17 protein-coding genes are annotated in these 23,148 nt (G+C 73.2%); 4 read left to right on the top strand and 13 right to left on the bottom strand.

Annotated features, from left to right (window positions below):
* Positions 1-61 precede the first annotated feature (61 nt).
* Positions 62-1,162, top strand: a complete 1,101-nt coding sequence (locus AB0G84_RS00555) for a hypothetical protein (protein WP_361313411.1) — start codon at positions 62-64, stop codon at positions 1,160-1,162.
* Positions 1,163-1,222: 60 nt separating this feature from the next.
* On the opposite strand, the gene AB0G84_RS00550 is transcribed toward AB0G84_RS00555, so the two are convergent.
* Positions 1,223-2,482, bottom strand: coding sequence for an FAD-dependent monooxygenase (locus AB0G84_RS00550; RefSeq protein ID WP_361313408.1), 1,260 nt, complete (start codon positions 2,480-2,482; stop codon positions 1,223-1,225).
* Between the two features lie 107 nt (positions 2,483-2,589).
* Here AB0G84_RS00550 and AB0G84_RS00545 point away from each other — a divergent pair, with 107 nt between their 5' ends.
* Entirely contained in the window at positions 2,590-3,405 is an 816-nt protein-coding gene (locus AB0G84_RS00545) for a TetR/AcrR family transcriptional regulator (RefSeq protein ID WP_361313405.1), read from the top strand.
* A 41-nt stretch (positions 3,406-3,446) separates the two neighbouring features.
* Here the strand turns inward: AB0G84_RS00545 and AB0G84_RS00540 are convergent, their stop codons facing one another.
* The 3 genes from AB0G84_RS00540 to AB0G84_RS00530 form a co-directional block, all read right to left on the bottom strand.
* Positions 3,447-4,487 (bottom strand): alpha/beta hydrolase, encoded by a 1,041-nt coding sequence (locus AB0G84_RS00540; RefSeq protein ID WP_361313402.1) that lies wholly within the window; start codon positions 4,485-4,487, stop codon positions 3,447-3,449.
* Between the two features lie 179 nt (positions 4,488-4,666).
* Positions 4,667-5,746 carry a rod shape-determining protein gene (locus tag AB0G84_RS00535; RefSeq protein WP_361313399.1) on the bottom strand — a complete coding sequence of 360 codons (1,080 nt, stop codon included), beginning with the start codon at positions 5,744-5,746 and terminating at the stop codon, positions 4,667-4,669.
* A 151-nt stretch (positions 5,747-5,897) separates the two neighbouring features.
* The gene (locus AB0G84_RS00530; RefSeq protein ID WP_361313396.1) at positions 5,898-8,009 is read right to left on the bottom strand and encodes an FUSC family protein; all 2,112 of its coding nucleotides are present in this window, start codon (positions 8,007-8,009) and stop codon (positions 5,898-5,900) included.
* A 302-nt stretch (positions 8,010-8,311) separates the two neighbouring features.
* On the opposite strand from AB0G84_RS00530, the gene AB0G84_RS00525 reads away from it, so the two are divergent.
* Positions 8,312-9,331, top strand: coding sequence for an alpha/beta hydrolase-fold protein (locus AB0G84_RS00525; RefSeq protein ID WP_361313393.1), 1,020 nt, complete (start codon positions 8,312-8,314; stop codon positions 9,329-9,331).
* A 157-nt stretch (positions 9,332-9,488) separates the two neighbouring features.
* On the opposite strand, the gene AB0G84_RS00520 is transcribed toward AB0G84_RS00525, so the two are convergent.
* From AB0G84_RS00520 to iolC, 9 genes are all read right to left on the bottom strand, one after another.
* Entirely contained in the window at positions 9,489-10,349 is an 861-nt protein-coding gene (locus AB0G84_RS00520) for an ABC transporter permease (RefSeq protein WP_361313390.1), read from the bottom strand.
* Entirely contained in the window at positions 10,346-13,075 is a 2,730-nt protein-coding gene (locus AB0G84_RS00515) for an alpha/beta fold hydrolase (RefSeq protein ID WP_361313387.1), read from the bottom strand. The genes AB0G84_RS00520 and AB0G84_RS00515 overlap by 4 nt, the downstream gene beginning before the upstream one ends.
* 129 nt (positions 13,076-13,204) lie before the next feature.
* Positions 13,205-13,684 carry a GNAT family N-acetyltransferase gene (locus tag AB0G84_RS00510; RefSeq protein ID WP_361315021.1) on the bottom strand — a complete coding sequence of 160 codons (480 nt, stop codon included), beginning with the start codon at positions 13,682-13,684 and terminating at the stop codon, positions 13,205-13,207.
* A 328-nt stretch (positions 13,685-14,012) separates the two neighbouring features.
* Positions 14,013-15,218 (bottom strand): hypothetical protein, encoded by a 1,206-nt coding sequence (locus AB0G84_RS00505; RefSeq protein WP_361313384.1) that lies wholly within the window; start codon positions 15,216-15,218, stop codon positions 14,013-14,015.
* Positions 15,219-15,403: 185 nt separating this feature from the next.
* Positions 15,404-16,897, bottom strand: a complete 1,494-nt coding sequence (locus AB0G84_RS00500; RefSeq protein WP_361313381.1) for a CoA-acylating methylmalonate-semialdehyde dehydrogenase — start codon at positions 16,895-16,897, stop codon at positions 15,404-15,406.
* A 35-nt stretch (positions 16,898-16,932) separates the two neighbouring features.
* Entirely contained in the window at positions 16,933-18,816 is a 1,884-nt protein-coding gene (gene iolD / locus AB0G84_RS00495) for a 3D-(3,5/4)-trihydroxycyclohexane-1,2-dione acylhydrolase (decyclizing) (RefSeq protein ID WP_361313378.1), read from the bottom strand.
* A complete protein-coding gene (gene iolB / locus AB0G84_RS00490; RefSeq protein WP_361313375.1) occupies positions 18,813-19,790 on the bottom strand; it encodes a 5-deoxy-glucuronate isomerase in 978 nt (325 codons plus the stop codon). Before iolB ends, iolD begins: the two co-directional genes overlap by 4 nt.
* Positions 19,791-19,820: 30 nt before the next feature.
* Entirely contained in the window at positions 19,821-20,708 is an 888-nt protein-coding gene (locus tag AB0G84_RS00485; protein WP_361313372.1) for a deoxyribose-phosphate aldolase, read from the bottom strand.
* A gap of 108 nt (positions 20,709-20,816) precedes the next feature.
* Positions 20,817-21,809: a 5-dehydro-2-deoxygluconokinase gene (gene iolC, locus AB0G84_RS00480; RefSeq protein ID WP_361313369.1), complete on the bottom strand. Its 993-nt coding sequence runs from the start codon at positions 21,807-21,809 to the stop codon at positions 20,817-20,819.
* 413 nt (positions 21,810-22,222) lie between these two features.
* On the opposite strand from iolC, the gene AB0G84_RS00475 reads away from it, so the two are divergent.
* Positions 22,223-23,143 (top strand): sugar phosphate isomerase/epimerase, encoded by a 921-nt coding sequence (locus AB0G84_RS00475; protein ID WP_361313367.1) that lies wholly within the window; start codon positions 22,223-22,225, stop codon positions 23,141-23,143.
* The last annotated feature ends 5 nt before the right edge of the window (positions 23,144-23,148 follow it).

Here is a 23,148-nt window from a genome sequence, read left to right as displayed (position 1 = left end):
ATCAGAGCACTCTGTCCGTTTCGCCCCGCTGCGCCGGTGAGGTGGCGTCGATAGTGACCCCATGAAGGGTTTTGTGGCGCGGTACCGCTCCAAGCAGGGAGAGCGCGGCCCCTGGGAACTTCGGGAAGGCATCCGTTCACGCGCCCGTGAGCTGCGGGCGCTGCTGCTGGACCGCATCAGCCGGCACGAGGCGGACTCCCGGATCAAGAATCTGGTGCAGGAGGCCCTGGACGAACTGGGAAAGGCCGAGGACGCGCTCAATCACCGTGCGCACTCCCGGTACAAGCAGGCCTCGCATCTGGCGGTCGGTCAGATTCATGCGGACACCGCGCACAATCTGCTGCTGCGGCTGTCGGGGCCGAGCGAGGTGATTCCGATGATGCCGGGGTTGCTGGCCATCGTGCAGGCACACCTCGCCTCCAGTGACCCGCGGCGGGTCGGCGTGGAGCGGATCGACCACTGGGTCCGGCAGAAGGGCACCCTCACCGAGGAGGACCTGGAGCTGATCCTCGATGCGGTGGGGGTCGCCCGTCAGGCGAGCATCCGGGAAACCCTGCGGGTGCGCAGCTTTGTGAACATCGTCGGGTGGGTGACGGGCTTTCTGGCCGCGGGGGCGGTGTTGCTGGCCGTGCTCGCCGGCGTCAGCGATGACACCCTGCCGCTGTGTTTCACCCCCGGAAACGGTGTGGGAAATGCGGGGTATTCGGTGGTCTGTCCCATCAAGACGGATGTGAAGCCGCAGTTCTCCAATCCGGATAAGAACGTGGCAGCGACGACCACGCCGCTGGACTACACCCTGGTGGAGATCGTGGGACTGGTGTCCGCCGCCATCGCCGCCGCGACCACGCTGCGGCGGATCAGGGGGACGGCAACCCCCTACAACGTGCCGGTCGTGCTCGCGGTGCTCAAGCTTCCGACCGGGGCGCTGACGGCCGTGCTCGGACTACTGCTGATGCGCGGGGGCTTCGTTCCCGGGCTCTCCGCCCTGGACTCGTCCGCCCAGATCATCGCCTGGGCGATCGTGTTCGGTTACGCCCAGCAGCTCTTCACCCGGCTCGTCGACAGCCAGGCGCAGTCCGTGCTGAACGCCGTGGGAGGGGCGAACCAGACCGGCCCCTCCGCCCCGCCGGCGACCCTGTCGTCACGGGCCGCCGGACAGTGACGGCGTGAAGGCGCGGAGGCCTGACGGCGCGGAGGCCTGACGGCGTGACGGCGGATGCCCTTACCGCTGGCCGACGGGAACGGCGTAGTCGTCCAGGGTGAGCGCGGCGGAGACGTCCTGGCCCTGTTGCAGCATGGCACGGACGGCGGCCGGGTCGTTCAGGACGGCGTTGCGGGCCGCTATCGCCGGTGCGGTGAGCGGGGCGAGGAACTCGCCCGCGCCGCGCCCGCCTTGCTGGCACTGGGTGACGTAGGGGCGGAGGGCGCGCTCGTAACGGGCGAAGGCGGTGCGGTGGTCGCCGCCGGCCAGGGCCAGTTCGCCCGCGAGCACATAGGCGCCGATGACCGCCGAACCGGTGCCCATACCGCCCAGTGTGGCACCGTACGCGGCGTCGCCGAGGAGGACCGTGCGGCCGACGGACCAGCGCGGGACGTCGACCCGACTGATGGCGTCGAAGTAGAGGTCGTCGGCCTCCTCCAGGGTGGCGAGGAGCTCGGGGGTGCGCCAGCCGGCCCCTTCGTACGCCCGGGCGATGACCCTCTTCTGGGAGCCGACGTCCCGGCGGTCGTAAGCGAGTTCCTCGGCGGAGGCGAAGACGCAGAAGGCCTCCCCGCCATACCCCGGCTCCGTGGCGCGGCGGTGGACCCGGCCGACGGTGGCCAGCCGGCCCGGCTCGCCGTAGCCGACGGAGCGGGCGGCGAGGTCACCGGCGGACGCGGGCAGGTCCCAGCCCGCGACGTAGTAGCCGAGGTGGCTGACGAAGCCGGACTCCGGGCCGAAGGCCAGCCGCCGGACCGTGGAGTGCAGGCCGTCCGCCCCGACGACCAGGTCGAAGGTGCGCGGTGCGCTCCGCTCGAAGGTCACCCGCACTCCGTCGGCGGTCTCGGTGAGGGAGGTGAGGGAATCGCCGAAGAGGTAGGTCGGCGCGGGCCCGTCCCCGGCCGGGTCCCGGCTGTGGTCGTACAGCACCCGGGAGAGGTCGGAGCGGAGGATCTCCAGCTCACCGGCGGCGAACTCGGGCGGCATGGCAGCCAGGTCGCGCCCCTCGGCGTCGATGAAGGTCAGGGCCGTGCCAGTGTCCGTGGCGTGGGCCTGGACGGCGTCCAGTACGCCCATCCGTTCCAGGACCGCCAGCTGCACGGCGCCGCGGAAGTCGACCGCAAAGCCGCCACCGCGCAGGCCCGGTGCCAGCTCGACCACCGTGACCCGGTGGCCGTGGCGGCGGAGCCAGTACGCCAGCGCCGGGCCGGCCACGCTCGCACCGGAGATGAGGATGTCGTAAGTCTGCCCCTGGGCCTGGTCATTCTGATCGCGCGTCATCGCACGCCCCCCTGTCATTGCATCGCACTGCGAAGTGAACGGACGAGAGAAACTGTATCCGACGGACACTGTTTTGTGTACCCCGGACACAGTTTTAGGATGCGGGCATGGCGGGAGACGGCGGAGCGCAGAGTGTTTTCGGGGACCAGGCGGCCAGCGTCGCACTGCTGTGGGGCGGGCGCGAGCGCCCCAGCCGCGGCCCCAGGCCGGCGCTGAGCCTGGAGCGGATCACGCGGACGGCCATCGCCCTCGCCGATGCCGGCGGCCTGGAGGCGGTCTCCATGCAACGGGTCGCGGCGGAGCTGGACTTCACCAAGATGTCGCTCTACCGGTATGTGCCGGGCAAGAACGAGCTGGTGGCGCTGATGATCGACGCGGCGATGGGCGAGCCGCCGGCGCCGCCGCCCTCCCCCGCCCCGGGCCGGCGCGGCACCGGCGAGGACAGCACCGGCGAGGACAGCACCGGCCCGGGCGCCACCGGCGCCTGGCGGACCGCGCTGCGCGCCTGGGCCACCGCGCTCGCGGAGGTGTACGCGCGGCACCCCTGGCTGCTGGCCACGGTCACCGGCCCCCGGGTCATGGGACCCCATGAACTCGGCTGGACCGAGCGGGCGGTGGCCGCCCTCGCGGACACCGGCCTGAGCGGCGCCGAACAGCTCGACGCCGTCGTCGTGGTGAGTGGCCACATCCGGGCCATCGCCCAGGTCTCGGCCTCGACGGGGCTGCACGGCGCGCGGGCGAAGCGGCCCGAGGAGGCCATGAGCGCGGCACTGAACGCACTGCTCGCCGGCCGCGACGACCGCTTCCCGGCCCTCGCCGCGGCCGTCGCGGCCGGTACGGCCGACCCCGCCTCCCGCGACCAGGCCGGCCAGTTCGGTCTGGAGCGGATCCTGGACGGCCTGGAGGCCTATATGAAGGGGTGAGCCGTATATGAAGGGGTGAGCCGTACCGGGGCGGCCCGGATTCAGGCCGGCAGCGACCGCAGCCAGTCGAGCAGCAGGGCGTTGACCTCCGCGGGGCGTTCTTGCTGCACCCAGTGGCCGCAGCCGTCGAGGAGGTGCGCCCCGGACAGCGCGGGGAGCGTGACAGGGAAGGTCTTGATGGCGTCGGCCAACCACTGGGTGGGGCCGTCGAACTCCCCGCCGATGAAGAGCGCCGGCTGGGTGAGCGGGGCGCCGTGCCACGCGGCGAGGTCCTCCCAGTCCCGGTCGACGTTGCGGTAGCGGTTGAGGCCGCCGGTCAGGCCGGTCCGCTCGAACTCGCCCGCGTAGAAGTCCAAATCGGCCGCGGTGAGCCAGCCGGCGAGGGCGGGATCGGGGAAGCGGTCGGAGAGCCGGCCGCCCGGGGGGATCGAGAACAGCGGCGACATGCCGCCGCCGGCGGACGGCCCGGCCTCGCCCGAGAGACCGGCGTACAGCCCCGCCAGCCAGCCGCGGACGTCGGGCTCGATCTCCGCCTCGGCCCGGCCCGGCTCCTGGAAGTAGGAGACGTAGAACTCCTCTTCGCCGCCGAGCCTGCGGAAGGCGTCGGTGGGCCGGACCGCGCCGCGGGGGCTGTAGGGGACGCTCAGCAGCGCCACGGCGGTGAACAGGTCGGGCCGCAGCAGCGCCGTGTTCGCGGCGATCGGCGCGCCCCAGTCGTGGCCCACGATGATCGCGCTCTCCTCGCCGAGGGCGCGCAACACCCCGACGTTGTCGCCGACATGGGCGAGCATCCGGTAGGCCGCGATCTCCTGGGGCGCGAAGGAGCGCCCGTAGCCGCGTACGTCGATGGCGACCGCCCGGTAGCCGGCGGCGGCGAGCGCGGGCAGTTGGTGGCGCCAGGAGTACCAGGACTCGGGGAAGCCGTGCACCATCAGGACGAGCGGGCCGGTGCCCTGCTCGACCAGGTGGATCCGGCCACCAGGGACCTCCACCGTGCGGTGGACCGCATCCGGCAGCGGGCCGGCACGGTGCGGGTCCGGGCCGGACGGGGCGGGCGTCGGCTGGGTGGTGGGCTGCGACATGCGTCCTCCTCGGGGAGCGCCAGGGAACTACCGGCCGGTACGGCGGCACCCCGATCATGGGCGGGCCGGCGGCGTCCGCGCGAGGATTTTTGCCGGACCGGCAACCACCCGGAGCCCCGGACCGGCAGCCCCGGCGCCCCGGACCGGCATCCGCCCGGCGCACCCGGGCGAGCCGCGCCCTACAGTCGGACGGCCCTCCTGGGCCGTTCCTTCGCCCCCGTCAACAGCCCGTGCAGCGCGGCGAATTCATCGACGCACTTGGCGGTGCCGTTGACCACGCAATCCAGCGGTTCGTCGGCGACCATCACCGGCACGCCCATCTCCTGGCGCAGCCGCTGGTCCAGACCGCGCAGCAGCGCCCCGCCGCCGGTGAGGGCGATACCGCGCTCGATGATGTCGCCGGAGAGCTCCGGGGGGCAGGCGTCGAGGGTCTGGTGAACGGCGCGGACGATCGCCTCGACCGGTTCGGTGAGCGCCTCGCGGACCTCCTCCTCGGTGATCTCCTGGAGCCGCGGCAGACCGCTGAGGTGGTCCCGGCCGCGGATGAGGTGGGAGGTGGCGCGCTCCGGCTCGCCGTCCTCGTCGACGTCGACCGGGGTCCAGACGGCCGACCCGAGAGCGATCTTGAGGTCCTCGGCGGTGCGCTCCCCGATGGCCAGCGCGTGCTTCTTCTTGACGTAGGTGGTGATGGCGGCGTCCAGGGCGTCGCCGGCGACCCGTACGGACTGGGAGGTGACCAGGCCGCCCATGGAGACCACGGCGACCTCGGTGGTACCGCCGCCGATGTCCACCACCATGCAGCCGACCGGCTCGTCCACCGGGAGGCCTGCGCCGATCGCGGCGGCCATCGGCTCCTCTATCAGGTGCACCTCGCGGGCGCCGGCGCCCTTGGCGGAGTCGACGACCGCGCGCCGCTCGACGCCGGTGATGCCGGAGGGGACGCAGATGACCACCCGCGGCCGGGAGAAGCGGCGGCCGGGGAGGGCCTTCTTCATCAGGGCGCGCAGCATCTGCTCGGCGGCGTCGAAGTCGGCGATCACCCCTTCCTTGAGGGGGCGCATCGCGGTGATCCCGGACGGCGTGCGGCCGATGGTGCGCTTGGCCTCCAGCCCCACGGCGATGACGTCACCGGAAGCGTTGACGGCGACGACGGACGGCTCGTTCAGCACCACGCCCTTACCGCGGGCGTACACCAGGGTGTTGGCGGTGCCGAGGTCGATGCCTATGTCGTACGTACCGGACGATGTGCTGGACGCCATGGGGAGTTCGTGTGCTCTCTCGACGGGGGCGGGGGACGGGGTGCGGTGAGGGGGACTTTCCATGCCGGCCGGATTGCGGAGTCCCGAGGCCTTTGCACAGCAGACAACCCCATTGACCACCAATGGGGTTCATTGCGGGCAATTACTAAGACTACTGGGGGCGGTGGTTGGTTCCCTGCTCCGCCCGGTCACCTCTCACCCCCTCCTGGGACAGCGCCTCGGCCAGCTCGTCGAGGGCGTCCAACAACAGCTCGCCGGCGCGCAGCGGCACGCCCTCGCTCCCCGCTTCGACATCCCACCTCTCCCATACGGCTCGCAGGTCGCTCCAGTTCATCTCCCTACCCTCCCGCACCGCCGGTACCGCCGGTTCCAGGGAACGGTGCAGGGCGCCGGCGAACGCGGCGGCGCCCGGGGCCGGTTCGGCGTCCCTGTCGGGGAGGTGCGCCTCCATGATCATCGTTACCCGGCCCATGGTGGCGAGCGCGGCGCTGGCGGCCTTCGCCGCGGTGAGCGAGAGCCCGCGGTGGCGCACCGGCTCCTTCTCGGCCCGTGCCTCGCTCTCCTCCCAGGCGGCGCGGGCGGCCCTGGAGTCCAGCAGGGCTTCGCGGACCTGACGGGGGCGGCGGCCGGCGGGCCGCGCATAGCCGTCCAGTACGGCCCGTGCGTAGCGCCCGTTGGCCTGAAGCCACTCGGCGAGCCGCTCACGCAGCCGGGGCGTCTCCCAGGCCGGGAACAGCGCGTACGACAGCATCGCGAGCAACCCGCCGAGGAGGGTGAGCACGATGCGCTCCTCGACGGTCTGCTGCCAGCCGGCGCCGGCGATGCCGAGCAGGAAGACGACATAGCCGGCCACGCACGCCGAGCTCACCGAGAACCCGGTGCGCATCAGCAGGTACATCAGCCAGACGCAGACGACGGCCAACGTGGCACTGAGGTACGCGCCCGGGTGGGCCAGGGCCATCAGCGCACCGCCGAGGGCGACGCCGACCAGGGTGCCGCTGAAGCGGGCGACCCCCCGAGCGTAGGTCTGCGCGAAGTCGGGGCGCATCACCATGACGGAGGCGAGCGGCGCCCAGTAGCCGTGGCCGAACGGCAGCGCGACGCCCAGCAGATAGCCGGCGCAGACGACCGCGGCGACCCGCAGGGCGTGCCGGAGGATGTGCGAGGACCACCGGGCCTCGCGGTGCAGGGAGCGCAGCGCGACCGGCACCAGCCGGGGGACGCTGGGGCGCAGCAGGTGGCCGCGCTCGGCCTCGGTGGTGGGGCGGGTGGCCTGCACCGGCTCGTCGGTGAGCTCGACCGCGTCGACGAGCAGGGAGATCAGCCGGTAGGCGGCGCGGCGGGCGGGCCCCTTCAGCATCGGGCCGGTCGCCGGGACTTCGAGGGTGGCCATCGCCTCCGGGGGCAGCCGTACCGGACGGCCGTACCGGACGGCGTGCGCGACGGCGTCCAGGATGGTGGCCGCGGCGCCCAGAAGCTCACGGGCACGGTCGCGTTCGGCCCCCTCCAGGGGCGCGCCGACGACCGGGTCGGCGAGCGAGGCGAGCACCGGCCGGACCCGTTCGGCCAGGCCGCGGGGCCCGTGCAGTTGGACGGGGCGGCGCCGGGCCTGGCGCGGCGTCACCGTGGAGGCGAGCCGGGCGTGCATCAGGGGCGCGGGGTCGAAGGCGGCGACCGGGTCGTGGCGCAACCGGCGGGCGTAGTCGGCCTCGGCGGCCAGGGCGTCGGCGAGCGCATCGCGCTGGATGCCCCAGGGCCGGACCGGGAAGACCAGGATGAGCACGGCCTGGACGACCCCGCCGAAGAAGATCAGGGCGGCGTGTTCCAGGGCGCCCGGTACGGACGTCGGCAGGGTGACAGTGACCAGCATGATCGCCACGGTCTGGGTGCCGATCAGTCCGGACACCGGGCCGATCGCCCAGGCCATACCGGCCAGGAACGTCCAGCCGGCGAGCAGCAGGACGAAGGCCACGACATGGGCGACGGCCAGGTAGCCCAGGAAGGTGGAGAGGGCCAACGCGGCGCCGACGGCCACCGCGAGGACGGGCCGCGGCCGCATGCTGCGCTGGAAGGTGACGATGCCGGCGGCGAACGCGCCGAAGGCGGAGGAGACCGCGAGGGTGGCCCCGCCGCGCCACAGGCACAGGCCGATCACCAGGGCCACACCGGCGGCGCCGCGGACGGCGATCAGCGGGGTCAGCTTGGCCCGCTCGATCGTCAGCCCGGAGCGGGCGGCTTCCTTCAGCGCGCGCGACCAGGTCATAGCGAGAGGATACGGGCCGAACCGGACGGTTACGGCGTGACCGGGACGCCGTGCGCCTCCCCTTCGCACGCCCCCGTGCGCGCCCCCTCACACCGGGAAAATCCTGGTAAACCCGGCTTCCGCCGCACGTAAAACGTCCCAGGTCAACAAGGGGACGCCCGGATTCCGGGCCGCCGTGCGAGCAAGCCGACACCCCGGACGGGAAACCAGGGCCCGCCTCCTCCCCCTCTTGCTGGTCGGCCAGGACAGTTCCTGGCCTGCCGGGAGTCCGCTCCCGGCGCAGCCGGCAAGGAGAAGGCCCCGTGCGCACAGCCCTGTTCCGTCCGGTGATCGCCTTGATCACCCTCACCGTCCTCGTCACCACGGCCGGCTGCGGCACCGGCGCCTCCCAGGCCTCCCCCGTACGGTTCGGCGGCCCCAAGACGAGCGCCGCGCTGCACGCCACCCCGCCGGGGAAGCGGTCGCTGGTGCAGTGGCCCACCCGGCCGATCAGCTTCACCGAGGAGAGCCGGGTCGGCGGGGCCGGCCGGAACACCCCGATCGGCGTGACCACCCTGCACGGCCCGAAGTCCGGCTTCACCGGGAAGGTGTGGGTGTGGGCGCCGCCGGAGTACTACGACAAGCGCAACGCGAACAAGGGCTTCCCGGTGATGGAGGCGCTGCCCGGCGCCTACGGCTACCCCGTCAACTACTGGATCGGCTCCGACCTCAAGCTGGAGGAGAACCTCGCCCAGTGGTCCAAGAACGGCACCAGCCTGCCGTTCATCGTCGTGATGCCGGTGCTCAACCCCAATGACAAGCAGTACTACGACGGCAGCGACATACCCGGGCAGCCGAAGATCGGCACCTGGCTCAGCAAGGACGTGCCCGACCTCGTCCGGCAGAACTTCCGCACCCTCAAGACCCGCGACGCCTGGGCGATCATGGGCTCGTCCTCGGGCGGGTTCGCCGCGTTGAAGAACGTCCTGCAGAACCCGCACACCTTCAAGATGGCCATCCCCAACGGCCCGGACATCGTGCCCGACTCGCCGCTGTGGAACGGCCACGCCAAGGAGGAGCGGGAGAACAACCCGGAGGTGCTGGCCCGCCGGCTGATCGCCCGCGGCGGACCGGAGGTCTACCTCGCCTTCCAGGACGGCTCCCAGGAGAACACCGTGCTGCCGAAGGTCCGGAAGTTCATCGCCCAGTACGGGCACGGGCCGGTGCACACCCGGCTGCAGGTCGTGCCCGGCGGTACGCACAGCGCGGAGACCTATGTGAAGGGCCTGGGCGAGGGCACCATGCGCTGGGTCAGCGCCCATATGCAGGGGCCGACCGCCTGACCACCGTGCCCCGGACCGGCCGCGTCACCACGGCGGCTGGCCCGGGGCACCGTCGTGGTCGGGGCACCGTCGCGACCGGGGCACCGTCGCGACCGGGGCACCGTCGTGACCGAGGCACCGTCGTGACCGAGGCCCAGCACGGTGCCCGCCGGGCCCGTCAGGACACCACGTCCTTGCGCGCGAACCCCCGGAACGCCAGCGCGGTCAGCACCAGTGCGTACGACACCGACACCGCCGCCCCCTGGACCATCCCCGCCCACTCCATCCGCGGTTGCAGGGCATCCACCCAGGCGTACTGCCAGTGGGCGGGCAGCACGTCCCGCCAGCCGCCGAGCGCGGTGACCTGGTCGAGCACATTGCCGACGATGGTCAGCCCGACCGCGCCGCCGACCGCGCCCAGCGGCGCGTCGGTCACCGTCGACAGCCAGAACGCCAGCGCCGCGGTGACCAGTTGGCTGACGAACAGGTAGCCGACCACCACCGCCAGCCGCGGCACCGCCGCCCCCGCCGGCAGCGCGCCCCCGGTGGGCAGTTGCAGCGGCCCCCAGCCGTACGCGGCCACGCCGACGGCCAGCGCAACCAGCGGCAGCAGCAGCATCGCGGCGGCGCTGAAGAGCAGCGCGACGGTCAGCTTGCTCACCAGCAGCCGGGCCCGCGGCACCGGGGCGGCCAGCAGATAGCGCAGCGAGGACCAGCTCGCCTCCGAGGCGACGGTGTCCCCGCAGAACAGCGCTACCGGCACCACCAGCAGGAAGCCCGCCGACACGAACAGCGCGGTGGCGGCGAAGTTGGCGCCGGAGGCGGTGGCGGCGTCCATCAGGGTGATCCGGCCGGAGCCGCGGCGGCCCGGATCACCGCCGACCGCGAACGCCACCACCAGCACGAACGGCAGCAGCGTCAGGGTGCCGGCGACGACCAGGGTGCGGCGGCGGCGCAGCTGGCGCCGGGCCTCCACCCGCAGGGGCAGGGTGCGGCGCGGACGGTAGCCGGGGGCCCGCGCGGGTGCGGCGGCGCTCATCCTGCGTCACCTCCGATCAGGGTGAGGAAGGCATCCTCCAGCCGGCGGTGCGGACCGATGCGGTCCACTTCGATCCCCAACCGGAGGAGCTCGGTGAGAAGTTGGGTGGTCGAGACGCCGTCCGGCCGCACCAGCAGGCCGTCCTCGGCGCGTACCGCCGAAGCCACGCCCGGCAGCGCGGCCACCTTCTCCACCACGGCGTCGCCGACCGGCGTGGCGACCCCGACCAGCAGGGTGCCGCCGGAGCCGGTGATCTCCGCGACCGGCCCGGACCGCACCAGCCGCCCGCGGTCCATGACCACCAGGTGCGTACAGCTCTGCTCGACCTCGGAGAGCAGATGGCTGGAGACGATGACGGTGCGCCCGGCGGCCGCGTAACGGATCATGACGTCCCGCATCTGGCGGATCTGCGGCGGGTCCAGGCCGTTGGTCGGCTCGTCGAGGATCAGCAGGTCCGGCAGGCCCAGCATGGCCTGGGCGATCGCCAGCCGCTGGCGCATGCCCTGCGAGTAGGTGCGCACCGGGCGCTCCAGGGCGTCGCCCAGCCCGGCGATCTCCAGCGCCTCGTCCAGGTGCGCGTCCTCGGGCGGCCGGCCGGTCGCCTGCCAGTACAGGTCGAGGTTGGCCCGGCCGGACAGGTGCGGCAGGAAGCCGGCGCCCTCGACGAAGGCGCCGACCCGCGACAGCACCGCGGCCCCCGGCCGCACCGCCCGCCCGAAGATCCTCATCTCGCCCTCGTCCGGGGTGATCAGCCCCATCAGCATCCGCAGCGTGGTGGTCTTGCCCGCCCCGTTGGGCCCGAGCAGGCCGAGCACCTGCCCCCGCTCCACCCGGAACGACACCTCGCGGACGGCGTACCGGTCCGCGGCTCCGGCGTACCGCTTGCTCAACCCGTCGATCTGCAAGGGGACTTCGGCCAGCTCCGGATCGGGGGCCGGCACCGCCGACCTCCGGCGGGCGGTGAGCAGCAGCAGCGCGGCGACCACCAGGGCGGCCGCCGGCAGCGCCCAGGTCCAGGCCGGCAGCGGGGCCGCGGCGCCGCGCACCTCGGGCGCGGTGGGCACGTCGAGGACCCCGCCGCCCTTCAGGGACACGGTGTAGGTGGTGGGCGCGGCCGGTGTGGCGTAACCGAGGTCGGTGGCGGAGAGCACCAGCCGCAGCCGGTGCCCGGCCGCGACGTCGTGGTCGACCGCCGGCAGTTGCAGGGTGACCGTCCGGCCGGCGCGGGCCCCCGCCACCCGGTACGGCGTGACCAGCTGGGCGGGCAGCACCTGGCGGCGGCCGTCCGGGGCGACGTCGTAGAGCTTGGCGAAGAACACCGCGTCCGGAGCGCCGGACCGGATCCGCACGGTGGCGGTGGGGCTGCCGGTGAGGTGGACGGAGGTGGGCAGCGGCGCCGACTCGAAACGGGCGTACTGGCCGGGGAAGTCCAGCGACAGGCCGCCGCTGCCGAGCGCGGAGAGGTTGCCGAGCGCGCCGACACCGGGCACCGCGGAGATCGCCGGCGGGCCCCCGCCGGCCGGGTTGCGGAAGGTCTGCGGCGGACCGGCCAGCCGGACCCGGCGCGGAGCGTGGTGCAGCCCCGGGTAGCGGTCCCCGGTGGCTCCGCCCAGCCGCACCGCGCCGTCGGTGGAGTCCACTCCCCCGGTGCGGCTGACCCGGAAGGCGGGCCCGGTGCCGGCGCCCGCGTCGCCCTTCAGGTAGTGGTCGAACCACGCCCGGGTACGGGCCTTCAGGCGGGCCGTCTCCCGGTCCCCGCCGTCGTGCCCGCCGGCGATCCAGTCCACCGCGACCGGCGCCCCGTTGCGCCGGACGGCCCGCTGCACGGCGTCGGCCTGGTCGAGGGGGAACAGCGAGTCGGTCTGGCCCTGCATGATCAGCGTCGGCACCGTGATGCGGGAACCGACGGCCACCGGGCTGCGGGCGGTGAGCAGGCGTCGGGCCGCCTCGTCCGGCCGGCCGCTGACCGCCACCCGCTCGTACATCCGGCACAGCGCGGGCTCGAACGTCCCGCAACCGCCGGACGCTTCGGGCGGGGTACGGGGCGCGCCCGTGGGAGCGCCGGCCGAGCCGGTGGTGAAGAAGATCCCCGCCCACAGCTTCTTGAACACCCCGTGCGGGAAGAGGGCGTCGGCGAGGTTCCAGTACGTGATCTGCGGGGCGATGGCGTCGACCCGCCGGTCATGACCGGCCGCCAGCAGCGCGAGGGCACCGCCGTAGGAGGCGCCGGCCACCCCCACCCGGGGGTCGCCGGCCCGGTCGAGCCGCACCTCGGGGCGCCGGGCGAGCCAGTCGATCAGCCGACGGACGTCGGCGACCTCACCGTCGGGGTCGTTGAGCCCGATCCGCCCGGTGGACCGGCCGAACCCGCGCGCCGACCAGGTCAGTACGGCGTACCCGGCGCGCGCCAGCTCCTCGGCCTGGCCGCGCAGATCGGACTTGCTGCCGCCGAAGCCGTGCGCGAGCAGCACCGCGGGCCGCCGCCCGCCGGCGCCCCGCGCGGTGAAGAAGGACGTGTCGATCCGCACGTCCTTCCTGCTGCCGGGCGCCTCCGGCATGCTCAGCACCCGGTCCTCGCGGTGCACGGCGGGCGCCGTGTCCGAAGCGCCGGCCGCCCAGGTGCCGCCCCCGATCAGCACGCCCAGCGCACCCACCGCGGCGTACCACCGCCGGCCGCGCAGCCTGCCGCGCACACCCGCGCGCCGTCCGAGACCTCGCAGATCCATACCGCGCATCCTAGGTACGGCCCGCGGCGGGCGGCCCGTACCTGGGACCGAACCCACCGGCCTCCACCGGGAGTAGGGCCCGCCGGCCGCGTACCGCATCCGCGGTAGGCGGGCGGCGGGCCAGCGTCGCTACGGCGCCGTCCCGGCCGCCCGCAGCCGGAAGCGCGCGACCTCTTCGTCGCCGCTCCAGCGCTCCAGCCCGGCCTTGGCCAGCACCCGGCAGGAGGCGGGGTTCGACAGCTCCACCTCCGCGTACACCGTGTGCACCCCCGGCGCGGTGAGCGCGAACTCGGCCAGGGCGCGGGCGGCTTCGGGGGCGTAGCCACGGCCCCGGCGGGACGGGACGACGCCGTAGCCGAACTCCACGGCCCCGTCGACCGGCGGCCAGAACAGCCCGATCGCGCCGACCACCAGGCCGCTAGCCCGCTCGACGATCAGGCGCTGCCCGTAGGTGCCCCGGGCGTTGGGGTTGCCGTCGATGAAGCCGGCGATGACCCGGTCGCCGTCGACGGGGAAGTCCGCGGCCCAGTGTGGCTGCCGTACGCCCCCGGTGACGGCGGCGATCTCGGCGTCGCTCCACGGGCGCAGCACCAGCCGCGCGGTGGGCAGGTCCGTGCCGCGGACGGAGGACCCGGGGGCCGGCGAAGGGGAATCCGGGAAAGGGCCGTGCGGGGAAGAACCGTGCGGGGAAAGGGAAGAAGACACGTCTCACTCCTGGTCGTTCACGACGACCGGGCAGCGCTGCGCCCGATGCCCGGGCCCCGAGGGGCTGGCTCAGGCGGCGGCCCGGTCAAGGGCATGCCGATGACGTGGCCGGCGGGCCATAGGCCATCAACCTCCCTCTCCCCAGCAGTGAGCGTGCGCGGAGTGCCACGCACCGCCGCAGCGTACCCACCGCGCGGCGGCGCGGCACCCCGGTTTTCTGACGGGCTGCGGGTCAGTACTGCGGTGGCCCGAAACCGCCCGGTCCCGGCGCGGGCGGCGGACCCGGCGGCACCGGAGGAGCGCCCGGAGGCGGCACTGGAGGGGCGCCCGGGGGCGGCATCGGAGGGCCGCTGACCGGCGGCACCGGGCCGGCCGGAGGCTGCCAGCCGCCCGCCGGCGGACCCTGCAAGCCCATCGGCGGCCCCACCGGCAGCCCCTGCGGTCCGGGCGGCGGGACGAAGCCGGGCACGGCGAACTGCGGTGCCTGCGCCGGCGGATGCCAGGCCGGGGCGACCGGCTCCCCGCGGGCCATCAGGGCGAGCAGCACCGGCGAGCCCACCACGTCCAACAGCAGCAGGAGGTCGCTAAGGAGGGTCATGCCCGGCATGGTCCCGCTCAGCTCGAACAGGTCACCGCTGAAGGCCGCCGCGCCCGCGCCGATCAGCGCACCGGGCAGGGACAGCCCCGCCAGCCCGATGGCCAGGCCGCGGGCCGCATTGCCCCGCATCAGGCTGCTGAGCGCGGCCACCGCCGTCAGCACCAGGAAGACCAGCAGCGACCAGCCGGGGGCCAGGGACAGCAGCGAGCTGAGCAGGCCCCGGCCGAGGTAGTACATGTCCAGGGTTCTGGTGCCGCCTTCCACCATCACGTCGAGCTGCAGGCCGACGTTGGCGAGGGCCTGCACACCGAGCAGCAGCCCGGCCACCACACCGGCCGTACGCCCCGGACGCGCCGGCGGGGCGCTGGGGGTGCTGCGCGGCCAGGAGCGCATCCCGGCGAGCAGCAGCACCCCGGTTGCCAGCGCCACCAGGAACAGCAGTCCGCTGCTGATGAAGACACCGTCGAAGGTGGGGGCGTCCGTCTCCGCGTGCAGGAACCACTTGTCGTCGCTGGTGTGGGTGCCAACGCTGACGAGCGCCTGCAGGGCCATGGCGAAGGTGAAGGTGGTGGCCACGGCCAGCAGCCCGCCGGCCACCCGCCGCCCGGCGAACGCCGCGACGGCCGCGCCCAACTGCAGCAGGGCGAGACCGAGATGGAACGTGGTGGTGACCTGGTTGGTGCCGCCGGGCCGCTGGCCGGTCCATGACTCCCAGAGGCCGTCGAGGCCGAACTCGCTCAGATCGACGACGATCCAGTACGCCGTGAACAGGAAGAACAGCAGGCACAGGGCCCCGCCGGTGATACGGGCGCCCTTGGCGAGCGCCCTCGGTTGCTGCATGTCATCCCCCGTTGTGTCGTTGTGCGGCGAGGGAGCACGGTAGCAACGCCCCGCGCCCCGGTCTCCCCCAGGACCCGAGGTGCCTCCCGGCCCCGGCCCCACGCACCGTCGCGCAGCGCGCACCCGACGCACCGGGCCCCCGCCGGAAAGATCCGGCGGGGGCCCGGTGCAGCGGTTCGAGTCCGTCAGTGGTTGCTGGGGAAGCCCAGGTTGATGCCGCCGTCGGACGGGTCGGGCCAGCGGGTGGTGACGACCTTGCCGCGGGTGTAGAAGTGCACCCCGTCGTTGCCGTAGATGTGGTGGTCGCCGAAGAGCGAGTCCTTCCAGCCGCCGAAGGAGTGGTAGCCGACCGGCACCGGGATCGGCACGTTCACGCCGACCATGCCCGCCTCGACCTCCAGCTGGAAGCGGCGGGCCGCCCCGCCGTCCCGGGTGAAGATCGCGGTGCCGTTGCCCCACGGCGAGTTGTTCATCAGCGCGATCGCCTCGTCGTAGGTGTCCACCCGGACGACCGACAGCACCGGGCCGAAGATCTCTTCACGGTAGGCGTCCATCTCCGGCGTGACGTGGTCCAGCAGCGAGATGCCGAGCCAGTGGCCGTCCTCGTACCCCTCGACGGTGTAGCCGGTGCCGTCGAGGACGACCTCGGCGCCCTGCGCCGCGGCACCGGTCACGTACGAGGCGACCTTGTCGCGGTGCACCTTGGTGATCAGCGGGCCCATCTCGGAGGCCGGGTCGTCGCCGGGGCCGATCCGCAGCTTGTCGGCCCGCTCCTTGATCTTGCCGATCAGCGGGTCGGCGGTCTCCCCGACGGCCACCACGACGGAGATCGCCATGCAGCGCTCGCCCGCCGAGCCGTACGCCGCGTTGATCGCGGAGTCCGCCGCCAGGTCCAGGTCCGCGTCCGGCAGCACCAGCATGTGGTTCTTGGCGCCGCCCAGCGCCTGGACGCGCTTGCCGTTGGCGGTGCCGGTGGTGTGGATGTACCGGGCGATGGGGGTGGAGCCCACGAAGGACACCGCGGCCACGTCCGGGTGCTCCAGCAGCGCGTCCACCGCCACCTTGTCACCGTTGACGATGTTCAGCACGCCGTCCGGCAGCCCCGCCTCGGCGGCCAGCTCGGCGAGCCGGAACGCGGCGCTGGGCACCTTCTCGCTGGGCTTGAGGACGAAGGTGTTGCCGCAGGCGATGGCCAGCGGGAACATCCACATCGGCACCATCGCCGGGAAGTTGAACGGCGTGATCCCGGCGACCACACCGACCGCCTGGCGGATCGACGCCACATCGACCCGGCTGGAGACCTGGGTGGACAGCTCCCCCTTGAGCTTCTCGGGGATGCTGCAGGCCAGCTCGACGATCTCCAGACCGCGCGCCACCTCGCCCAGCGCGTCGGAGTGCACCTTGCCGTGCTCGGCGGTGATCAGCCGGGCCAGCTCCTCGCGGTGCGCGTCGATCAGCTCGCGGTACTTGAACAGCACCGACGTGCGCTTGGCCAGGGAGCTCACCGACCACGAGGCGAAGGCTTCCTTGGCGGTGCGGACGGCCGCATCGACCTCCTCGACCGAGGCGAAGGCGACCTGCTTCTCCTGGGCGCCGGTGGCCGGGTTGTAGACCGGCCCGACGTTGCCGGAGGCGCCCTCGACGGGCTTGCCGCCGATCCAGTGGCTGATGGTCTTCATGCGGGGGCCTTTCTGGGCTGACGACTTCGAACGGGTCACAGGTGGCGACGGCGCCCGGCGGCGTGCCGGTCGTACGCCTGACGTGCGGCGACCGCCGCCGGCCGGGTCGCGGTCTCGGCAACGGGAACATCCCACCAGGCCTGGGCCTCCGGCGCGCCCGGCACAGTGTCAGCCGTTTCGGTCTCGACGTAGACACATGTGGGCCGGTTCGCGCCACGCGCCTTCGCCAGCGCCGCCCGCAGCTCACCGACCGTCCCGGCCCGGATCACCTCCATGCCGAGCGAGGCGGCGTTGGCGGCCAGGTCCACCGGCAGCGGCTCCCCCGTATAGGTGCCGTCACCGGCCCGGAAGCGGTACGCCGTCCCGAACCGCTCACCGCCGGTCTGTGCGGACAGGCCGCCGATGGAGGCGTAGCCGTGGTTCTGGAAGAGCACGAGGTTGATGGCGATGCCCTCCTGGACCGCGGTCACGATTTCGGTGGGGTTCATCAGATACGTACCGTCACCGACCAGCGCCCACACCGGCCGGTCCGGTGCCGCCATCCGGACCCCGATCGCGGCCGGGATCTCGTAGCCCATGCAGGAGTAGCCGTACTCCAGGTGGTACTGCCGGCGGGACCGGGCCCGCCACAGCTTGTGCAGGTCACCGGGGAGCGAGCCGGCGGCGTTGACGATCACGTCGGTGTCGTCGACGAGCGCGTCCAGCGCACCGAGCACCTGGGTCTGGGACGGCCGTGCCGTCTCGTCCTGTGCCGCGTACGCGGCGTCCACCCGCCGCTCCCACTCCTCCTTCGCCGCCCGGTAGCCGGCCTCGTACGCGGCGTCCACCCGGTGGCCGGCGAGCGCATCGGTGAGCGCCTCCAGGCCGGCCCGGGCATCGGCGACCAGCGCGGTCGCGCCCATCTTGTGGGAGTCGAAGGAGGCGATGTTGAGATTGACGAACCGCACGCCGGGCGCCTCGAAGAGCGTCGACGAGGCGGTGGTGAAGTCCGTGTAACGGGTGCCTACCCCGAGGACCAGGTCCGCCTCGCGGGCCAGCGCATCGGCGGTGGCGGTCCCGGTGTGCCCGATCCCGCCGACGTCCGCGGGATGGTCGTGGCGCAGCGACCCCTTCCCGGCCTGAGTGGAGGCGACCGGCACGCCGGTGGCCTCGGCGAACGCCCGCAGCGCGTCCTCCGCCTCGGAGTGGTGCACCCCGCCACCGGCGATCAGCAGCGGCCGGCGGGCAGTGCGCAGGGCGTGCACCGCGTCCGCCAGCGCGCCGGGCTCGGGCGCCGGCCGCGGCACCCGCCACACCCGGTCGGCGAAGAACTCCTCCGGCCAGTCGTACGCCTCGGCCTGTACGTCCTGCGGCAGCGCCAGGGTGACCGCGCCGGTGTCCACCGGGTCGGCGAGCACCCGCATCGCCTGCAGCGCGGCCGGGATCAGGGCCTCGGGGCGGGTGACCCGGTCGAAGTAGCGGGACACCGGGCGCAGCGCGTCATTGACCGACACGTCCCCGGCGGACGGCACCTCCAGCTGCTGGAGGACCGGGTCCGCGGCCCGGGTGGCGAAGACGTCGCCGGGCAGCAGCAGCACCGGCAGCCGGTTGACGGTGGCCAGCGCCGCGCCGGTGACGAGGTTGGTGGCGCCCGGGCCGATGGAGGTGGTCACCGCGTGGGCGGAGAGCCGGTCGCACTGCCGGGCGTAGCCGACCGCGGCGTGCACCATCGCCTGTTCGTTACGGCCCTGGAGGTACGGCATCGCCGCGCCGGACTCCAGCAGCGCCTGGCCGATGCCGGCGACATTGCCGTGGCCGAAGATGCCCCAGCAGGCGTTGATCAGCCGGTGCTGCCGGCCGTCCCGCTCGGTGTACTGGTGGGCGAGGAACTCGACCAGGGCCTGTGCGACGGTCAGGCGGCGTGTCGTCGGGGCGTTCATCGGGCGTCTCCTGCGGGCGCGTCGGGGAGTGCGGCGGTGTCGGGGGCGCCGGGGGCGTCGGCCCCGGGTGCTGCGGGCGCCTCGTAGAGCGGGAGGCGGGGGTCGACGGGCTGCTCGGGCCAGGTGCCGCGGATCCAGCCGTGGTCGGGGTGGTCGCAGATCAGCCACTCGCGGGTGGCACCGGGACCGGCCATCACATTGAGGTAGTACAGGGTGTGGCCGGGCGCGGCGATCGAGGGGCCGTGCCAGCCGTCCGGGATCAGCACCGCGTCACCGCTGCGAACCTCGGCGAGCACCTCGGTGCCGCGGCCGTGCCCGGACGGTGTGACCCGCTGGTAGCCGACGCCGTCCGTGCCGTGCGCGGAGGCGACCTCGAAGTAGTAGATCTCCTCCAGCTCGGACTCCTCGCCGGGGCGGCACTCGTCGTGCTTGTGCGGCGGGTACGAGGACCAGTTCCCGCCCGGGGTGAGCACCTCCACCGCGATCAGCCGGTCGCAGGCGAAGCCGTATGCGGGGTCGGCGCCGGCGGGGGGCGCCGCGGCGAAGTTGTTCACCTGGCGGGAGCAGGTGCCGGTACCGCGCAGCTCCACGGGGACGCCGGAGGCCGGACCGTAGCGGGCCGGCAGCCGGCGCTCACAGCGCGCCCCGGTCAGCGCGAACCGGCCGCCCGCCCCGCTGGAGAGCTGTACGTGCGCGTCCCGCGGGACGTAGGCGAAGTCCGTGACCCCGCTGAACACGCTGTCCCGCCCGGCCAGTTCGAAGACCTCCCCGCCGTCGGTCAGCACCGTGCACCCGCCGGACAGCGGCAGCACGATCCACTCGCTGTCGCCGGTGGCGAACCCGTGCCGGCCCCCGGGCGGCAGCTGGAGCACACGCAGCGAGGAGTACCCCCAGCCGGCCCGCTCCGGGTCGATGTCCACTGCGTACGCGCCCTCGGCCGCGGAACCGGCCGTCAGGTGGAATTCAGTACCCATAAGTCGAGTCTCCTGCGGAAGTCGCGGTGTTCACAGCAGGCCTACGGCGGTGTCCACGGCCGCCGCGACGTCCCCGTCGGCCGGGTAGAGCAGGGAACGGCCGACCACCAGGCCCTGCACGGTCGGCAGCCGCAGCGCCTTGCGCCACTTCTCGTAGGCGGCTTCCTGGTCCGCAACGGTGCCGCCGACGGCGCCGCCGAGCAGCACCGTCGGCAGCGTGGAGGTCTCACAGACCCGGGCCATCGCCTCGGGGTCGTCGGTGACCGGCAGCTTGAGCCAGGTGTAGGCGGAGGTGCCGCCGAGGCCGGAGGCGATGGCCACGGAGCGGATCACCGCCTCGGGGCTGAGGTCGTTGCGCACCGCGCCGTCCACCCGGGAGGACAGGAACGGCTCGACGAAGACCGGCAGGTGCCGCTCGGCCATCGCGTCGATGGCGCGGGCGGTGGTCTCCAGGGTGGTCAGCGAGCCGGGGTCGTCGTAGTCGATCCTCAGCAGCAGCTTGCCCGCGTCGAACCGGAGCCGGACCAGGTCCTCCGGCCGGTGCCCGGTGAACCGGTCGTCCATCTCGAACGAGGCCCCTGCGATGCCGCCCCGGTTCATCGACCCCATGACGACCTTGCCCTCGAGGGCGCCGAGCAGCAGCAGGTCCTCCAGGATGTCGGCGGTGGCCAGCACGCCGTCCACACCGGGCCGGGACAGCGCCAGCACCAGGCGTTCGAGCAGGTCCAGGCGGTTGGCCATGGCCAGCCGCCGGTCACCGACGGCGAGCGCACCGCGCGCCGGGTGGTCGGCGGCGACGATCATCAGCCGTCCGCTGTCGCCTATGAGCGGGCGTCGGGTACGCCGCGCGGCGGCCTCGGCGACGGCTCCGGGGTGCCGGGCCCGCAGCGTCGCGAGGTCACTGATCCGAGGAGTCACGGCTCAACTCACCTTCTTGAGTGCACAGGTGGGGGCGGGAACGGGGCCGTCCAGGGGCCCGCGGGAGCCGTCGGCTCCGCCGGGGAGAACCCTCAGGTGTGTCATCCGCTACCGCCCCGCCAGGAACGCCTCGACCTCGTCGGCCGTGGGCATCGCCGAGGAGCAGGCGAGACGGGAGGCGACGAGGGCGCCGGCGGCGTTGGCGTACCGCATCATCGGCTCCAGGTCCCAGCCGGCGAGCAGCCCCTGGCACAGCGCCCCGCCGAACGCATCGCCGGCCCCCAGCCCGTTGACCACCTCGACCGGCGTGGGCGGCACCTCCGCGATGCGCCCGTCCCGGTGCACGGCCAGCACCCCCTTGGGCCCCTGCTTGATGACGGCCAGCTCCACGCCCCGCTCCAGCAGCGCCTGCGCACAGGCCTTGGGGTCCCGCAGCCCGGTCGCCACCTCGGCCTCGTCCAGGTTGCCGACGGCCACCGTGGCGTGGCGCAGGGCGGCCTCGTAGTACGGGCGGGCGGTGGCCATCGCCGCGGCGCCGGTCGCCCCGCCGTCCTTGGAGGCGCCGCCCTCCCCGCCCCAGAACATCGGCCGCCAGTCGAGGTCGAAGACGGTGGCCCCGGCCTTCGCCCGGGCCTCCAGGGCGGCGAGGGTGGCGCTGCGGCTCGGCTCCGCACACAGCCCGGTACCGGTGATCCAGAAGATCCGGGCTGCCGCGATCGCCTCCCGGTCCAGCTCCTCGGGGTGGATGACCAGGTCGGGAGCCTTCGGGCGACGGTAGAAGTAGAGCGGGAAGTCGTCCGGCGGGAAGATCTCGCAGAAGGTGACCGGCGTCGGGAGCCCCTCGACCGGGGTCACCCAGCGGTCGTCCACCCCGAAGTCCCGCAGCGCCTGGTGGAGGTAGTCACCGAACGGATCGCGCCCGGTGCGGCTGATCACCGCGCTACGGCGCCCCAGCCGGGCGGCGGCGACCGCGACATTGGCCGCCGAGCCCCCCAGGAACTTCCCGAAGGTCTCCACCTGCGCCAACGACACTCCGGTCTGCAGCGGGTAGATGTCCACCCCGAGGCGGCCCATCGTGATCAGGTCGTACGGCTCGGTCATAGACGCCCCTTCGGGTCGGCCAGGCACAGCGGCTTCGACGGGTCGACAGCCTCAGCGGATGCGGCGGGTGCGGCGGACACGGCGGTTCCGGCGGACACAGCGGGTTCGACGGCCCCGGCTCCGAGGAAAGGTCTAGCGGTGAGCATCAGACCCTGTCAATAGTTTGTCCTTACATTCTGACGTCAAGCGCAAGGAAGTGGCCACCGACCACGGACATCCGTCATAAATCGTCCCTTGTCCACCACCCGTCACCTACCCACAAGCCCCCACTGACCCCACCCCGCCCCTCAAAGTCCTTAAGTCCTTATGTCAGGACGAAGTCTTGACACTCCCCGGGACGACCGAGAGGCTGTGCCCCACAACCCACCCCGCGTCTCCCGGTCACCGCCGACCGGCGAGAGGAGAGCCGCAGCATGTCCGTTCCCCATGCCGCCCCGCCCGTCCTGGACCGCATCCGGGTCGGTTCCGCCCCCGACTCATGGGGAGTGTGGTTCCCCAACGACGAGCAGCAGGTCCCCTGGCAGCGCTTCCTCGACGAGGTCGGCCGCGCCGGCTACGAGTGGATCGAACTCGGCCCGTACGGCTACCTCCCCACCGACCCGGCCGTCCTGCGCGACGAGGTCGCCCGCCGCAACCTGAAGGTCTCGGCCGGCACGATCTTCACCTCGATGCACCACGGCCCGTCCGTCTGGGACAAGACCTGGGCGCACGTCTCCGAGGTCGCCACCCTCACCCAGGCGATGGGCGCCCGGCACCTCGTCGTCATCCCGTCCTTCTGGCGGGACGACAAGACCGCCGAGGAGCTCGAACCGCGCGAACTGACCGTCGAGCAGTGGAAGCACCTGACCACCGGCATGGAGCGGCTGGGCAAGCGGGTGCAGGACGAGTTCGGGCTGCAGATCGTCGTGCACCCGCACGCCGACACCCACATCGACACCGAGGAGCACGTCGAGCGGCTCCTCGACGTCACCGACCCCGGCCTGGTCAACCTCTGCCTGGACACCGGCCATTACGCCTACTGCGGCGGCGACAGCGTCAAGCTGATCCGCACCTACGGCGAGCGGATCGGCTACCTCCACCTCAAGCAGGTCGACCCGGAGATCCTCCGCGACGTCATCGCCAAGGGCACCCCCTTCGGCCCGGCCGTCCAGCAGGGCGTGATGTGCGAACCGCCGCTCGGTGTACCCGCGCTACCGCCCGTCCTGGAGGCCGCCCAGGAGCTGGACGTCGATCTCTTCGCCATCGTCGAGCAGGACATGTACCCCTGCCCGCCCGACCAGCCCTACCCCATCGCCGAGCGCACCCGGCGCTTCCTGCGCTCCTGCGGGGCCTGATCCAC

The sequence above is a fragment of the Streptomyces sp. NPDC020742 genome (genome assembly GCF_040641675.1).
Taxonomy (GTDB): Bacteria; Actinomycetota; Actinomycetes; order Streptomycetales; family Streptomycetaceae; genus Streptomyces.
Note: the sequence above shows the minus strand (reverse complement) of the source record. Positions and strands in the feature narration are given on the sequence as shown.